Genomic DNA, 15,906 nt, shown 5'->3' with positions numbered 1-15,906 from the left:
GGCAACCACGCGCGGCTCACAGCCAGCCGCCGAGCAGCGCAAACCACGGCACCGCCGCGGTCAGGCTGTCGATGCGGTCGAGCACCCCACCGTGGCCGGGCAGCAGGGCGCTGGAGTCCTTGATGCCGCGGTGGCGCTTGAGCATGCTCTCGAGCAGGTCGCCGAGCACCGAGATCAGCGTCACCAGCCAGGTAATCGCCACCAGCGCCAGCACCTGGACGAGGCCCAGCGACTGCCAGAACGCAAACAGCAGCGCCAGCAGGGTGGTCGCGGCCAGGCCACCGGCCACGCCCTCCCAGGTCTTGCCCGGGCTGACCTGCGGCGCCAGCTTGTGGCGACCGAAGGCGCGGCCGGCGAAGTAGGCGCCGGTATCGGCACACCACACCAGCAGCAGCACGAACAGCAGCCATACCGCACCGCTGTCGCGCAGGGCGATGAAGCCGACCCAACATGGCAACAGCACCCATAGCCCCATGACCAGGCGTCGCGGCGTGGCCTGCCACTGGGCCCCCTTGTCGGGGTAGTGGACGATCCAGTAGAGGTTGGCCAGCCAACCCAGCACGCCGAGCCATAGCACCCAGGTCGCCTGCACGGCGCCCGTGCGCCACAGCAGCAGCATCAGCAGCGCCATGCCGGAGACGCCGAGCAGACGCTGGCGCTGACCTTCGAGGCCGGCCAGGTTGACCCACTCCCAGCTCGCCAGCAGCACGATCAGCGCCGTGAACAGCGCAAAGGCCCCACCGTCGAGCCAGAACAGCCCCAGCAGGACCAGCGGCGCCAACCATAGGGCGGTGATGATGCGCTGCTTAAGCATGCTGCGCCTCGACCTGCTCATCGGTCATGCCAAAGCGCCGCAGGCGACCGCGGTAGGCATCCAGGGCCTGGTCGAAGGCGGCGCCGTCGAAGTCGGGCCACAGTAGCGGAGTGAAATAGAACTCGGCGTAGGCCAGCTGCCAGAGCAGGAAATTGGAGATACGCTGCTCGCCGCTGGTGCGAATGCACAGGTCCACCGGCGGCGACTCGGCCAGGCACACCTGGCTGCCCAGGGCGGCCTCGTCGACCTGGGCGGCGCGCAGCTCGCCGGCCTCAACGCGCTCGGCGAGACGTCGCGCGGCCCGCGCCAGGTCCCACTGGCCACCGTAGTTGGCGGCAATCACCAGGTGCAAGCCGCGGTTGTCGCGGGTCAGCGCCTCGGCGCGTTCGATATGTTGCTGGATCGCCGCCGAGAAACCGTTGCGGTCGCCAATCACCGAGAGCCGAATATCGTGCTCGTGGAGCTTCTTGACCTCACGCTTGAGGGCCCACAGGAACAGCTCCATCAGTGCGCTGACCTCATCGGCGGGGCGCCGCCAGTTCTCGCTGGAGAAGGCAAACAGGGTCAGCGTCTCGATGCGCCGCTCGGCGGCGCGGCGGATAACCGCACGCACCGATTCGACACCGGCGCGGTGCCCGCGCACCCCGGAGAAGCCGCGGGCACGCGCCCAGCGATTGTTGCCATCCATGATCACCGCCACGTGGCGTGGCAGACCATCACGGCACTCTTGTGAAGACAGCGTTGAGGACATGGGGTCTCGCATCGGGAGAGGGGGTGGGGCGGGCGCGAGGCCCGCCAGCCGATCAGACCTGCATCAGGTCGTGTTCCTTGGCTTCCAGCAGGCTGTCGATCTCGCCGATATACTTGTCGGTGAGCTTCTGAATCATATCCTCGCCCTTGTGCTGCTCGTCCTCGGAGATCTCCTTGTCCTTGAGCAGCGACTTGAGATCACCGTTGGCGTCGCGCCGCACGTTGCGCACCGCCACGCGGGCGTGCTCCGCCTCGCTACGCGCCTGCTTGATATAGCCCTTGCGCGTCTCTTCGGTGAGCATCGGCATCGGCACGCGAATCACGCTGCCGGCGGTGGAGGGATTAAGCCCCAGGTCGGCGCTCATGATCGCCTTCTCGACCTTGGGTACCATGTCCTTCTCCCAGGGCGATACGCTCAGCGTGCGGGCGTCCTCGACGTTGACGCTGGCGACCTGATTGATCGGCACCTGGCCGCCGTAGTACTCCACCATCACCGCATCGAGAATGCTGGTATGGGCACGCCCGGTACGGATCTTGTGGAAGTTGGCCTGCAGCGCCTCGAGGCTCTTCTTCATGCGAGACTCGGCGTCTTTCTGAATATCGTTGATCACGTCATTACCCTCTGTCTATCAGCGTGCCTTCCTTGCCGCCCACCACCAGGTTGAGCAGGGCACCGGGCTTGTTCATGTCGAATACGCGAACCGGCATGTCATGGTCCCGCACCAGGCAAATGGCGGTCAAATCCATGACCCCCAGTTTCTGATCGAGCACTTCGTCATAGGTCAGGTGCTCGTACTTCACCGCATCGGCGTGCTTGACCGGATCCTTGTCGTAGACCCCGTCGACCTTAGTGGCCTTGACCACCACGTCGGCGTCGATCTCGATGCCACGCAGACAGGCTGCCGAGTCGGTGGTGAAGAAGGGGTTGCCGGTCCCGGCGGAGAACAATACCACGTCACCGGACGTCAGGTAGCGAATCCCGGTGCGACGGTCGTAGTGCTCCACCACCCCACTCATGGGAATTGCCGACATCACCCGCGAGCGAATATTGGAGCGCTCCAGCGCATCGCGCATGGCCAGGGCATTCATCACCGTGGCCAGCATGCCCATGTGGTCACCGGTAACGCGATCCATGCCCGCCTCGTTGAGCGCCGCACCGCGAAACAGGTTGCCGCCGCCGACCACGATGCCGACCTGCACCCCGATCCCCACCAGTTGGCCAATCTCCAGCGCCATGCGGTCCAGCACCTTGGGGTCGATGCCGAAGTCGTGCTCGCCCATCAGGGCCTCGCCGGACAGCTTGAGAAGGATGCGCTTGTACTTCGACTTGGCACTGCGCTCCGGCTTGGTGCCGCGCTCGGCGCTGTGAGGGTCGTGGCTGGTAGGCATGGAAGCTCTCCTGATGACTATGCTAGCGGGCGGGGCCGGCTGGCATCCACCAGCCGGATACGCGAAGGCGTGCGCTTGCGCGCACGCCAACACGTGTCGACGGAGTCAGACCTCAGCTACGGCGAGCCTGTTCCATCACTTCCTTGGCGAAGTCGACCTCTTCCTTCTCGATCCCTTCACCCACTTCGAAGCGCGTGAAGCCGACCACTTCGCCGCCAGCACTCTTGACGTACTCGGCGACGGACTGGTTGGGGTCCTTGACGAACGGCTGCTCGGTCAGGCTGTTCTCGGCCAGGTACTTCTTGAGGCGACCCTGGACCATTTTCTCGGCGATCTGCTCCGGCTTGCCGGCCATGTCCGGCTGGGCCAGGATGATGGCCTTTTCCTGATCGAGCTGTTCCTGCGGCATGTTCTCGGGCAGCGCCACGGCCGGATTAATGGCGGCGACGTGCATGGCGACGTCCTTGGCGACCTCGGCGTTGGCGCCCTTGAGCACGGTCAGCACGCCGATACGGCCACCGTGGACGTACTCGCCCACCAGGTTGCCGGCGCCGGCCTCGACCACCACCGCGCGGCGCACGCTGATGTTCTCGCCGATCTTCTGCACCAGCTGCTCGCGGGTGGCTTCCATGTCACCGGCCATCAGTGCGGCCACGTCGTCGCTCTTGGCGGCGAACAGCGCGTCGACGACCTGGTCGGCAAAGCCCTTGAAATTGTCGTCACGGGCGACGAAATCGGTCTCGGAGTTGATCTCGACCATCACGCCGTAGCTGCCATCCTCGGCAACGCGGGTCACCACGGCGCCTTCAGCGGCGGTGCGGCCGGCCTTCTTGGCGGCCTTGAGACCGGAATTCTTGCGCAGGTCCTCGATCGCCTGCTCGATGTCACCACCGGCCTCGGTGAGGGCCTTCTTGCACTCCATCATGCCGAGCCCGGTACGCTCGCGCAGTTCCTTGACCTGTGAGGCGCTGATAGCTGCCATGATATTAACCTCTGAAATTGGTTCGACGTCGCTACGCGGGACCCCCGCGCAGCGGGAAAAAAGGGGGCCGAAGCCCCCTTCTCGCCTGCCCGCCGCACGGGCGGCACGGCAGCAGGCGCAGCGGTGTTACTCGGCGGTTTCGCTGGCGTCGGCGTCGGCGACTTCAACGAACTCGTCGGGACGACCTTCCTTGGCGCGACCGCAGGCATCGGCGATGGCCTTGACGTAGATCTGGATGGCGCGGATGGAGTCATCGTTGCCCGGGATCACGTAGTCGACGCCGTCCGGGTCGGAGTTGGTGTCGACCACACCGATGACCGGGATGCCCAGCTTGTTGGCTTCGTTGATGGCGATGCGCTCGTGGTCGACGTCGATCACGAACAGCGCATCGGGCAGGCCGCCCATTTCCTTGATGCCGCCCACCGAGCGCTCGAGCTTGTCCTGCTCGCGGGTGGCCATCAGGACTTCCTTCTTGGTCAGCTTCTCGAAGGTGCCGTCTTCGTGCATCGCCTCGAGCTCGCGCAGACGCTTGATCGACTGACGAATGGTCTTGAAGTTGGTCAGCATGCCGCCCAGCCAGCGGTGATTGACGAACGGCTGGCCAACGCGATTGGCCTCTTCCTTGATGATCTTGCTGGCGGAACGCTTGGTGCCGACGAACAGGATCTTGTTGTTGGAAGCGGCCATCTTCTCGACCACGCCGATGGCGTCGTTGAGCGCCGGCAGGGTGTGCTCGAGGTTGATGATGTGAATCTTGTTGCGTGCACCGAAGATGAATTTGCTCATCTTCGGGTTCCAGTACTTGGTCTGGTGACCGAAGTGGGCACCTGCCTTGAGCAGGTCACGCATATTGACGTGTGCCATGGATGACTCCTGATAAATCGGGTTAGGCCTCCACGCACCCCATGGATCCGACCAGCGCACTCGCGTGACGCAGGCACCCGGGACCATGTGACGGTGCATGTGTGATTTAGGCGTTCAAACGCCCTCGCATTATCGCTGCCCTGCGTCGAGCGCTCAAGGCCCGACCGCATTCCGGTCAACGATTGCAGGAAAGCGCGCGGCTTTATACCATAGTTCGCTACCGAGATGAAGTCGTCGGCCGCGCGCACTGCCCATCCAGTGCCATCGCCCGGCGCGTCACCCGCCTCCAGATTCGAGACTCCATGAACGTTCCCATCAAGACCGCAGCGGAAATCGACAAGATGCGCGAGGCCGGTCGCCAGGCTGCCCGCGTGCTGGAAATGATCGCTCCCCACGTCGAGGCCGGCGTTTCCACCGGCAGGCTCGACCGGCTGTGCCACGAGTTCATCGTCGACGAGCTCGGCTCGACCCCGGCGCCGCTCAACTACCACGGCTTCCCCAACGCCACCTGCACCTCGATCAACCACGTGGTGTGCCACGGCATCCCCGATGACGCCAAGAAGCTCAAGAAAGGCGACATCATGAACATCGACATCACCGTCAAGACCGCCGACGGCTACCACGGCGACTCGAGCAAGATGTTCGTGATCGGCGAAACCATCCAAGGCGAGCGGCTGTGCCGCGTCACCCAGGAGTGCCTCTACAAGAGCATCGCCCTGGTCAAGCCCGGCACCCGGCTCTCCGAGCTGGCGCGAGTCATCCAGCAGCACGCCGAGGCCAACGGCTACTCAGTGGTACGCGACTTCTGCGGCCACGGCATCGGCGCCGGTTTTCACGAGGACCCGCAGATCCTCCACTACGACGGCTACGCCCCTGAGGCCGATATCGCCCTTGCCGAGGGCATGTGCTTCACCATCGAGCCGATGATCAACGTCGGCGGCTACCGCACCAAGGTGTTACGCGACGGCTGGACCGCGGTGACCAAGGACCGCAGCCTGTCGGCGCAGTGGGAACACACCCTGCTGGTCACCGCCGACGGCGTCGAGGTACTCACCGCCCGCGGTGAGGAAGACCTCACCTTCCTCGATCGCTGATATGCTACTGCACCACTACCGCTTCACGCCCGACGCCACGCTGTTCGACGAAGCCACGCTGCGCGCCGAGCTGGATGGCAGCCGCTCGCCAATTGCGCCCTTCAAGGCCGCCCTGGACGAGATCCAGGCGCGGCTCGATGAGCGCTTTCGCGCCGGCGCCGATATCCGCGACCTGATTCACGGCCGCGCCTGGTGCCTCGACCGGCTGCTGCAGGTGGCATGGTCGCGCCACGCCTGGCCCGACGACGGCATCGCCCTGCTCGCGGTAGGTGGCTACGGCCGTGGTGAGCTGCACCCGCACTCCGATATCGACCTGCTGCTGCTGCTCGAACACGACGACGATACGCCCTACCGCGAGCCGCTCACCGACTTCATCACCTTCCTGTGGGACATCGGCCTGGAGATCGGCCACAGCGTGCGCTCGCTCAACGACTGCCAGCGCGAGGCAGCGGCTGACGTCACGGTGATCACCAACCTGCTCGAGACCCGCACCCTGGCCGGCGACGAGCGGCTCCGCGAGGCGATGCGCGAGCGCCTCTCCACCGCCCGGCTGTGGCCGGCGGATCGCTTCTTCGAGGCCAAGTGGCAGGAGCAGATCACCCGCCACTACCGCTACAACAACTCCGAATATCACCTCGAGCCCAATATCAAGAGCTCCCCGGGCGGGCTACGCGACATCCAGATGATCGGCTGGGTGGCCAAGCGCCACTTCGGCACCCTGCGCTACGAGGACGTGGTCGACAAGGGCTTCATGAATGACGCCGAGCTGCGCATTCTCAGCCAGGGCCAGGCTTTCCTGTGGCAGGTGCGCTACGCCCTGCACATGCTCACCGGGCGCGCCGAGGATCGCCTGCTGTTCGATCACCAGCGTGCCATCGCCGAGCTGTTCGGCTACCGCGACACGCCGGAACGCCTCGCCGTCGAGCAGTTCATGAAGCGCTACTATCGCCACGTCACCGCACTTGCCGGCCTCAACGACATGCTGCTGCAGCACTTCGACGAGGTGATCCTGCGCGGTGACGAGCGCCTCGAGACCACCCCGCTCAACGACCGCTTCGAGATCAAGGGCGGCTATATCCAGGCGCGCCATCCGCGGGTCTTCCGCCAGCGCCCGGCGGCGCTGCTCGAGCTGTTCCTGCTGATGGCCCAGCACCCCGAGATCGAGGGCGTGCGCGCCGAGACGATTCGCCTGATCCGCGACAATCGCCACCGCATCGACGACCTGTTCCGCGATGATGTACGCCACCAGAGCCTGTTCATGGAGCTGCTGCGCTCCAGCGGCAACGTGGCCCGCCAGTTGCGGCGCATGAACCGCTATGGCGTGCTCGGCAAGTACCTGCCGGAGTTCGGCCAGGCGGTGGGCCTGATGCAGCACGACCTGTTTCACATCTACACCGTCGACGCCCATACCCTGCGGCTGCTCAAGTTCATCCAGCGCTTCCGCGAACCGGAAGGTCGCGAGGCGTTTCCGGTGGCGGCGACCCTGGTCCACCAGCTGCCCAAGCTCGAGCTGCTGTGGATCGCCGGGCTCTATCACGATATCGGCAAGGGCCGCGGCGGCAACCACTCGCTGATCGGCGCCCGTGACGTCGAGGGCTTCGCCGAGCGCCACGGCCTGTCGCCCCGCGATACCCGGCTGCTGAGCTGGCTGATCGAGCACCATCTGCTGATGTCGAAGACCGCCCAGAAACGCGATATCACCGACCCCGACGTGATCCGCGACTTCGCCCGCCAGGTGCGCGACGAGATCCACCTCGACTACCTCTATGTACTCACCGTGGCCGACATCAACGCCACCAATCCGTCGCTGTGGAACGGCTGGCGCGCCAGCTTGCTGCGCCAGCTGCATGCCGAGACCAAGCGTGCCCTGCGCCGCGGCCTGGAGAACCCTCTGGACCGCGACGACTGGGTGCGCGAGACCCGCGAGGAGGCGCGCTCGCTGCTGACCAGCGTCGGCGCCGACCCGGCGCGGGTCGAGCGGCTGTGGGAGTCCCTCGGCGAGGATTACTTCCTGCAGTATGCGCCCAGCGAGATCGTCTGGCAGACCCAGGGCATCCTCGGCCACGGCGACTCTCAACTGCCGTTGATCCTGGTCAGCGCGCCCGCCGAGGACATGGCCGAGGGCGGCACCAAGGTGTTCATCCACACCCGCTCGGTGGACGACCTGTTCGCCGCTACCGCCGCCGCCATGGAACAGCTGGGGCTGTCGATCCACGACGCGCGCATCGCCACCTCGAGCAACGACTGGACGCTCAACACCTTCATCGTGCTCGACGACGACGGCGAGGCGATCCGCGACCGCGAGCGCATCGAGGCGATACGTCGCCATCTGGTCGAGGAGCTCGACGACCCCGACGACTACCCACAGATCGTCACCCGTCACACCCCGCGTCAGCTCAAGCACTTCAAGGTGCCCACCCAGGTGCTGATCGAGCAGGATCCGGCCAACGAGCGCACCCTGCTGGAACTCACCGCCCCCGACCGCCCCGGCCTGCTGGCTCGGGTCGGGCGCATCTTCATGGAGCAGGATATCGCCCTGTCGGCGGCCAAGATCGCCACTCTGGGCGAGCGCGTCGAAGACGTCTTCTTCATCACCACCAAGGGCGGCGAGCCGCTCACCGACCCCCAGCGCCAGCAGCGCCTTCGCGAACAGCTGATCGAGGTGCTGGGGGTCTAGTCGCGGGCGCGGGTTTGAGGCGCCCCGGCCGCTTCCCTATAATCGCCGGGTCATGGCGTCGCCGCCGGCGCCGCCCAGCCCAATTTCCGCCGTTCCGAGGCGGCCAGGACAGCCATGAATCCCGATCTCGATGCTCTCAAGCCCTACCCCTTCGAGAAGCTCGCCGCGCTCAAGGCCGATGTCACCCCGCCGGCGTCGCTGGCGCATATTCCGCTGACCATCGGCGAGCCCCAGCATGCACCCTATGCCGCCGCCCTCGAAGCGCTGGTGGCGCATCAGCAGGAGATGGCGCGCTATCCGGCCACCCATGGCACGCCCGAGCTGCGCCAGGCGATCGCCGCCTGGGCGAGCCGCCGCTTCGGCCTTGCGGGCCTCGACCCGGACACCCAACTGCTGCCGGTCAACGGCACCCGCGAGGCGATCTTCGCCTTCGTCCAGGCGGCACTCGACCGCAGCCGCCCGGCCAGGGTGGCGGTGCCCAACCCCTTCTACCAGATCTATGAAGGGGCTGCGCTGCTGGCCGGCGGCGAACCGCTCTACCTCGACTGCCACGCCGGGCACGGCTTTCGCCCGGACTTCGATGCCGTATCCGCCGACACCTGGCGCGAGGTACAGATCGTCTTCCTGTGCTCACCGGGCAACCCCACCGGGGCGGTGACGCCGCTGGCCGACTTCCAGCGCCTGCTCGAACTGGCCGACGAATTCGACTTCATCATCGCCTCCGACGAGTGCTACTCCGAGCTCTACCTTGACGAAGCCACGCCGCCCCCGGGGCTGCTGCAAGCGTGTGCAGCGCTGGGCCGCCACGACTACCGCCGCTGCCTGGTGTTTCACTCGCTCTCCAAGCGCTCCAATCTGCCCGGACTGCGCTCCGGCTTCGTGGCCGGCGACGCAGCGCTGATCGCGCCGTTCAAGCGCTACCGCACCTACCACGGTTGCGCCATGTCGCTGCCACTGCAGCACGCCTCGATCGCCGCCTGGCAGGACGAGCAGCACGTGCGCGCCAACCGCGACGCCTACCGCGAGAAGTTCGCCGCGGTCACCGAGATCCTCGCCCCGGTGATGGACTTTCCCACCCCCGAGGCAAGCTTCTACCTGTGGCCGGCGGTACCCGGCGGCGACGACGCGGCCTTTACCCGGGCGCTCTACGCCGAGGAGCATGTCAGCGTGCTGCCGGGCTCGTATATGGGTCGCCCCGCTACCGGCGACGGGATGGGTCGCCCCGCCGCCGACGGCCGCAATCCCGGCAGCGGCCGCGTGCGCCTGGCGCTGGTCGCCGAGCTCGAGGCCACCGTCGAGGGCGCCCGACGCCTGCGTCGCTTCATCGAACGCCAGTGAATGAGGACTCCACCATGCTGACCCTGTTTGGCATCAAGAACTGCGACACTTGCCGCCGGGCGCGCAAGGCCATGGACGCCTCCGGCGTGCCCTACCAGTATCACGACCTGCGCGAGGACGGCCTCTCGGCGGCGCTCCTCGAGCACATTCTCGAACGGGTGCCGGTGATGACCCTGCTCAACACGCGCAGCACCACTTGGCGCCAGCTCGACGAGGCCGACAAGCAGGACATCGACGCCAATCGCGCCCGCGAGCTGATGCTGGCCCACCCCACACTGCTCAAGCGTCCGCTGCTGGATACCGGCGACGAGATCCTGGTCGGCTATCGCGACGGTGACTACGACGACCTGCAGATATGAGCCACGGCTCGACCTCGTACCCTAGCGTGTAGACGCTTTTCATCGACTCACTTTCAAGAGGACACCCTCATGCTCAGCTTTGCACTCGGCATCGGCACCCAGAACACCCAGGGCGACTGGCTGGAAATCTACTATCCGGCGCCGCTGTTCCAGCCCGACGCGGCGTTGGTCGAGGCCGCCCGCCAGGCCCTCGACGCGCCGGCCGGTAACGCCGCGGTGAGCTTCCTGCCCGAGCACTGCGCGGCGCTGGCCGCCGCGCTCAAGGCCGCCGGCAACCCCGAACAGGCCGAGCTCGCCGAGTCGCTCTCCGCCAGCAGGCGCCCGCTGGTGGCGACCTTCCTGGATACCGACACCCCGCCGGAGAACGCCCCGGAGGTCTACCTCAAGCTGCACCTGCTGTCGCATCGGCTGGTCACGCCCCACCAACTCGACCTGACCGGCATGTTCGGCCTGCTGCGCAACGTGGCCTGGACCAACGAGGGCGCCATCGATATCGAAGAGCTGCCGGCGCGCCGCCTCAAGGCACGCCTCGAGGGCCGCGCGCTGTCGGTGGACTGCGTCGACAAGTTCCCCAAGATGGCCGACTACGTGGTACCCAGCGGTGTGCGCATCGCCGATACCGCGCGGGTGCGTCTGGGCGCCTATCTCGGCGAGGGCACCACGGTGATGCACGAGGGCTTCGTCAACTTCAACGCCGGTACCGAAGGCCCGGGCATGATCGAGGGCCGCATCTCGGCCGGCGTGAGGGTCGGCAAGGGCTCGGACCTGGGCGGCGGCTGCTCGACCATGGGCACCCTGTCGGGCGGCGGCAACATCGTGATCAAGGTCGGCGAAGGCTGCTTGATCGGCGCCAACGCCGGCATCGGCATCCCGCTGGGCGACCGCTGCACCGTCGAGGCCGGGCTCTATATCACCGCCGGGGCCAAGGTCACCCTGCTCGACGACCAGGGCCAGGAGGTCAAGACCGTGGCCGCCCGCGAGCTGGCCGGCCAGGACGACCTGCTGCTGCGCCGCAACTCCCAGAACGGCCGCATCGAGTGCCTGACCAACAAGAGCGCCATCGCGCTCAACGAGGCGCTGCATGCCCACAACTGAGTCGCAGGCCCTGTCGCCGACCCTGGAACTGGCCATCGACCTGCTGGCCAGGCCCTCGGTGACGCCGGATGACGAGGGCTGCCAGGCGCTGATGATCGAGCGCCTGGCGGCGCTGGGCTTCCATATCGAGCGCCTGCCGTTCGGCGAGGTCGACAACTTCTGGGCGGTACGCGGCCACCACGGCCCAGTGCTGGCCTTCGCCGGCCACACCGATGTGGTGCCCAGCGGGCCGCATACCAGCTGGGAGACGCCGCCCTTCGCGCCCAGCATCGATGCAGAGGGCATGCTCAGGGGCCGCGGTGCCGCCGACATGAAAGGCAGCCTGGCGGCGATGATCACCGCCGTGGAGCGCTTCGTCGCCGCGCATCCCGACCACCGTGGCAAGCTGGCCTTCCTGATCACCTCCGACGAGGAGGGCCCGGCGGTGGATGGGACCCGCGCCGTGGTCGAGCACCTGCGCGAGCGCCACGAGCGGCTCGACTACTGCATCGTCGGCGAGCCGTCGTCCACCGAGCGCCTCGGCGACGTAATCAAGAACGGTCGGCGCGGCTCGCTGGGCGGGGTCCTGCACGTCAAGGGCCGGCAGGGCCATGTGGCCTATCCGCAGTTGGCCAGCAACCCGATCCATGCCGCCATGCCGGCGCTGGATGCGCTGGTGCGCGAGCACTGGGACGACGGCAACACCTTCTTCCCCGCCACCAGTTTCCAGATCTCCAACCTGCGCGCCGGCACCGGGGCCACCAATGTGATCCCCGGCGAGCTGGAGGCGGTCTTCAACTTCCGCTACTCCACCGAGGTGACCCACGAGCAGCTGCGTGAGCGCACCGAGGCAATCCTCGACGCCCACGGCCTCGACTACCGTCTCGACTGGACGCTCAACGGCGAGCCCTTCCTCACCGCCGAGGGTGAGCTGGTGGAAGCTACCATCGGCGGCGTGGAGGCGATCACCGGGCAGCGGCCGACACTGTCGACCAGCGGCGGCACCTCGGACGGCCGCTTCATCGCCACCCTGGGCAGCCAGGTGGTCGAACTGGGACCGCTCAATGCCACCATCCACCAGGTCAACGAGCGGGTACGCGCCGCCGACCTGGACACCCTGAGCGAGATCTACGAAGCCATCCTGGTGCGCCTATTCGCCAGCGGCGAGGCCAGTTGAGGTGACCATGCAGCGCTACCCGGATATCGAGATCTACCTCGCCGACGCCAGCGTCGAGGCGCTCAGCCAGTGGCTCAGCGCGCAGCTCGACGCCCCACCACTGCAACCCGCCGGCAAGCGCAAGTGGCGCACCAGCGGGCAGCTGCAGGGCCAGCGCATTCCGGTACTGCTGGTCGAGCAGGCCGCCGACGGCTTCAGCAGCCTGTGGTTCGACAGCGACGCGACGCCCTGGCCGCGCGATGCCGACTGCGCCCGCGACGCCAGCCAGGCACTCGGCTGCGAGGTACGCTGCTCGCTGGGCGGCTGGCAGCCCGGCGACGACCCCGACCGCTTCTGGCGCATTCTCCCCGACGGCCGCGAAGAGGCCATTACCTGGCCCGACTCCGGCCAGTAACCGAGGCCAGGCCTGAAACGACATCGCCCCGCAGAAGCGGGGCGATGTCTGATGATGGTGTAACCACCTACCTATCGAAAGCTGACGAGCGAAGGTCAGACAAGGCAAAAATCGACGAAAAGACGGAGTTTACTGTAGTAAATGAGTACTTTAAGTCGATTTTTAACGCAGTATGACCGAGCGCAGTCGCTTTCCTAAGTAATGACGGTGACGTCGTCGGCTTGCAGTCCCCGCTCATTCTCGACGATGTGATAGCGCACCTTCTGGCCCTCGGCCAGGGTACGATGTCCCTTGCCGCGGATGGCCCGAAAGTGCACGAAGACATCGTCGCCGTTATCGCGGGTGATGAAGCCATACCCCTTGTTGACGTTGAACCACTTGACCTCGCCGATTTCGCGGTCATCGTTCTCGATATCGGCAAGCACCGCCGAGGCAGGCGCCACTGCAGGTGACAGCACCTGGACGGCACTGGTCGCGACCAGCAGCAGCACGAACACCGCGGCGGCGGCGGCGAAGTACACTGCGGCCACGCCACCCAGTTCGAGGGATGCCAGCAGCTGCTGTGACAGCAGGCCACCGGTCAGCGAGACGAACAGGGTGATCAGCAGTGGAGCGGGCGCGGCGAGCAGGAGACTAATAATGATGCAACGAAGAAACACCTTACGATTCATGGACCTCAACTTCTCTTGTTGTGTGGACGTGGATACTGGCTATGACGATCACGGTCTTGCCCATCGGCCAATGACCGACGAACCACAGTGACATTGATGAAGGTGCAGCGATGAACAGCAACACGCAACGCGGCGATTCTAGCATGCCTGATCACGAGTCGCTCGCCGGCCTGGCCGCGCGACTGGAGGCACTCGAGAGCCGCACCGCCCACCAGGAGCTCTGGCTGGACCAGTTGGACGAAGCGGTTGCGAGTCAGGAGCGGCGCCTGCAGGAGATCATGCGGCTCAACGCCATGATGCAGAAGCGCCTGCGCGAGCAGCAGCAGGCGCTGAATGACCAGCCCGATGGCTTCGACCCGGCCCAAGAGCTCCCACCGCACTACTAGCGATGAGCGACGAGCGACGAGCGACGAGCGACGAGCGACGAGCGACGAGCGACGAGCGACGAGCGACGAGCGACGAGCGACGAGCACACAGCCTAGCCCGAAGCCCGAAGCCCGAAGCCCGAAGCCCGAAGCCCGAAGCCCGAAGCCCGAAGCCCGAAGCCTAAAGCTCGTCCAGGTAGCGCTCGGCGTCCAGCGCCGCCATGCAGCCGCTGCCGGCAGAGGTGATCGCCTGGCGGTAGACATGGTCCATGACGTCGCCAGCGGCGAACACACCCGCCACGCTAGTCGCGGTGGCGTTGCCTTCGAGGCCCGACTTGACCTTGATATAGCCGTTGGCCATCTCCAACTGGCCCTCGAACAGGCCGGTGTTGGGGGTATGGCCGATGGCGATGAACACCCCCGGCGCGGCCAACTCCTTGGTGCTGCCGTCGGCGGTGGACACCAGGCGCACGCCGGTCACGCCGCTGTTGTCGCCCAGCACCTCGTCGAGGGTGTGGTTCCACTCGATGGCCATGTTGCCGTTCTCGACCCTGTCGAACAGCTTGTCCTGCAGGATCTTCTCGGCGCGCAGGCTATCGCGGCGGTGTACCAGGGTCACCTTGGCGGCGATATTGGAGAGATACAGCGCCTCCTCTACCGCGGTATTGCCGCCGCCGATCACCACCACCTCCTGGTTGCGGTAGAAGAAGCCATCGCAGGTGGCGCAGGCCGACACGCCTTGGCCCATGAACTGCTGCTCGGAGGGCAACCCCAGGTAGCGGGCGCTGGCGCCGGTGGCGATGATCAGCGCATCACAGGTATAGGTGCCGCTGTTGCCGGTCAGGGTAAAGGGGCGGTTACGCAGGTCCACCTCATCGATATGATCGAATAGCACCTCGGTGTCGAAGCGCTCGGCGTGACGCTTCATGCGCTCCATCAGCTCGGGACCCTGGACGCCGACATCGTCACCCGGCCAGTTGTCCACATCGGTGGTGGTGGTCAGCTGGCCGCCGGCCTGCATGCCAGTGATCAGCAACGGCTTGAGGTTGGCGCGGGCGGCATACACGGCGGCGGTATAACCGGCCGGGCCGGAACCGAGAATGATCAGGCGTTCGTGGCGTGCGTCCATGGATGACCTCATGGGTGTCTTGAATGATGGCGGGTAGCGTTAGTGTCGCACTGGCGACGCGTTGCGGCATGGCGACCCGGATCGACATGCCGCAACGCACCGGAAGCAGAGTGTATCACTCCACTAACGCAAAGAGGCGGCCCGAAGGCCGCCTCCCTGCAAGCGCTCGACTTACAGCGCCTTGGAGTGGGCGCCGAGGTACTTGGCGACGCCTTCTGCGGTGTCCTTCATGCCTTCCTGGCCTTCGTCCCAGCCGGCCGGGCAGACTTCGCCGTGCTGCTGGTGGTGCTTGAGCGCCTTGACCATGCGCAACATTTCGTCGACGTTGCGGCCCAGCGGCAGGTTGTTGACGGTCTGGTGCTGAACCACGCCGTTCTCGTCGACCAGGAAGGAGGCGCGCATGGCGACGCCAGCTTCCGGATGCTCGATACCGTAGGCCTGAGTCACTTCATGCTTGACGTCGGCCACGATCGGGAAGCCGACTTCGCCGATGCCACCCTGCTCGGGAGACGTCTTGCGCCAGGCGTGGTGGGTGAACTGGGAGTCGATGGAAACACCGATCACCTCGACGCCGAGCTCCTTGAACTGCGCCAGACGATTGTCATGCGCGATGATCTCGGACGGGCACACGAAGGTAAAATCGAGCGGCCAGAAGAACAGCACGCGCAACTTGCCATGGCTGTCGGAGAGCTTGAAGTTATCGACGATTTCGCCGTTACCCAGCACAGCGGCGGTTTCAAAATCGGGGGCTTGGCGGCCTACCAGTACGCTCATTCAGGTCTCTCCCTTGAAATGCGAATGATGATTGTATGGTCAAATGGGATGTTAG

The 15,906-nt window shown here is 66.0% G+C and carries 17 protein-coding genes; 8 read left to right on the top strand and 9 right to left on the bottom strand.

Going from position 1 to position 15,906, the window contains the following annotated elements; all coding sequences use genetic code 11:
• Nucleotides 1–16: 16 nt before the first annotated feature.
• The 6 genes from CK498_RS13600 to rpsB form a co-directional block, all read right to left on the bottom strand.
• Complete coding sequence (locus CK498_RS13600) at nt 17–814, bottom strand: phosphatidate cytidylyltransferase (protein WP_095621419.1); 798 nt, start codon at nt 812–814, stop codon at nt 17–19.
• Nucleotides 807–1,565 (bottom strand): polyprenyl diphosphate synthase, encoded by a 759-nt coding sequence (gene uppS / locus CK498_RS13595; RefSeq protein WP_229359070.1) that lies wholly within the window; start codon nt 1,563–1,565, stop codon nt 807–809. Before uppS ends, CK498_RS13600 begins: the two co-directional genes overlap by 8 nt.
• A 52-nt stretch (nt 1,566–1,617) precedes the next feature.
• Nucleotides 1,618–2,175, bottom strand: coding sequence for a ribosome recycling factor (frr, locus tag CK498_RS13590; RefSeq protein ID WP_095621417.1), 558 nt, complete (start codon nt 2,173–2,175; stop codon nt 1,618–1,620).
• A gap of 4 nt (nt 2,176–2,179) precedes the next feature.
• Complete coding sequence (gene pyrH / locus CK498_RS13585; RefSeq protein ID WP_095621416.1) at nt 2,180–2,953, bottom strand: UMP kinase; 774 nt, start codon at nt 2,951–2,953, stop codon at nt 2,180–2,182.
• Between the two features lie 112 nt (nt 2,954–3,065).
• Entirely contained in the window at nt 3,066–3,935 is an 870-nt protein-coding gene (gene tsf / locus CK498_RS13580; RefSeq protein ID WP_095621415.1) for a translation elongation factor Ts, read from the bottom strand.
• Between the two features lie 126 nt (nt 3,936–4,061).
• Nucleotides 4,062–4,799 (bottom strand): 30S ribosomal protein S2, encoded by a 738-nt coding sequence (gene rpsB, locus CK498_RS13575; protein ID WP_095621414.1) that lies wholly within the window; start codon nt 4,797–4,799, stop codon nt 4,062–4,064.
• A gap of 302 nt (nt 4,800–5,101) precedes the next feature.
• Between rpsB and map the strand changes: the two genes are divergently transcribed.
• The 7 genes from map (at nt 5,102) to CK498_RS13540 (ending at nt 12,912) form a co-directional block, all read left to right on the top strand.
• The gene (map, locus tag CK498_RS13570; RefSeq protein WP_095621413.1) at nt 5,102–5,893 is read left to right on the top strand and encodes a type I methionyl aminopeptidase; all 792 of its coding nucleotides are present in this window, start codon (nt 5,102–5,104) and stop codon (nt 5,891–5,893) included.
• Between the two features lies 1 nt (nt 5,894).
• Complete coding sequence (locus tag CK498_RS13565) at nt 5,895–8,570, top strand: [protein-PII] uridylyltransferase (protein WP_095621412.1); 2,676 nt, start codon at nt 5,895–5,897, stop codon at nt 8,568–8,570.
• Between the two features lie 114 nt (nt 8,571–8,684).
• Nucleotides 8,685–9,908, top strand: a complete 1,224-nt coding sequence (dapC, locus tag CK498_RS13560; protein ID WP_095621411.1) for a succinyldiaminopimelate transaminase — start codon at nt 8,685–8,687, stop codon at nt 9,906–9,908.
• Between the two features lie 14 nt (nt 9,909–9,922).
• On the top strand, nt 9,923–10,267 hold the full coding sequence (locus CK498_RS13555; RefSeq protein ID WP_095621410.1) for an ArsC family reductase: 345 nt from the start codon (nt 9,923–9,925) through the stop codon (nt 10,265–10,267).
• A gap of 69 nt (nt 10,268–10,336) precedes the next feature.
• Entirely contained in the window at nt 10,337–11,362 is a 1,026-nt protein-coding gene (gene dapD, locus CK498_RS13550) for a 2,3,4,5-tetrahydropyridine-2,6-dicarboxylate N-succinyltransferase (protein WP_095621409.1), read from the top strand.
• Nucleotides 11,349–12,518 carry a succinyl-diaminopimelate desuccinylase gene (gene dapE, locus CK498_RS13545; protein WP_095621408.1) on the top strand — a complete coding sequence of 390 codons (1,170 nt, stop codon included), beginning with the start codon at nt 11,349–11,351 and terminating at the stop codon, nt 12,516–12,518. The genes dapD and dapE overlap by 14 nt, the downstream gene beginning before the upstream one ends.
• Nucleotides 12,519–12,525: 7 nt before the next feature.
• A complete protein-coding gene (locus CK498_RS13540; RefSeq protein WP_095621407.1) occupies nt 12,526–12,912 on the top strand; it encodes a hypothetical protein in 387 nt (128 codons plus the stop codon).
• A gap of 194 nt (nt 12,913–13,106) precedes the next feature.
• On the opposite strand, the gene CK498_RS26815 is transcribed toward CK498_RS13540, so the two are convergent.
• On the bottom strand, nt 13,107–13,583 hold the full coding sequence (locus CK498_RS26815) for a cold-shock protein (protein WP_095621406.1): 477 nt from the start codon (nt 13,581–13,583) through the stop codon (nt 13,107–13,109).
• Nucleotides 13,584–13,726: 143 nt separating this feature from the next.
• Between CK498_RS26815 and CK498_RS13530 the strand changes: the two genes are divergently transcribed.
• Nucleotides 13,727–13,969 (top strand): SlyX family protein, encoded by a 243-nt coding sequence (locus CK498_RS13530; protein WP_095621764.1) that lies wholly within the window; start codon nt 13,727–13,729, stop codon nt 13,967–13,969.
• A 160-nt stretch (nt 13,970–14,129) separates the two neighbouring features.
• Here CK498_RS13530 and trxB read toward each other — a convergent pair whose 3' ends face one another.
• Entirely contained in the window at nt 14,130–15,077 is a 948-nt protein-coding gene (gene trxB, locus CK498_RS13525; protein WP_095621405.1) for a thioredoxin-disulfide reductase, read from the bottom strand.
• 171 nt (nt 15,078–15,248) lie between these two features.
• Complete coding sequence (locus CK498_RS13520; RefSeq protein ID WP_095621404.1) at nt 15,249–15,851, bottom strand: peroxiredoxin; 603 nt, start codon at nt 15,849–15,851, stop codon at nt 15,249–15,251.
• Nucleotides 15,852–15,906 lie beyond the last annotated feature (55 nt).

Origin of the sequence: Halomonas salipaludis, assembly GCF_002286975.1 — a bacterium.
Lineage (GTDB): Bacteria > Pseudomonadota > Gammaproteobacteria > Pseudomonadales > Halomonadaceae > Franzmannia > Franzmannia salipaludis.
This window is presented reverse-complemented; position numbering and strand designations above follow the sequence as displayed.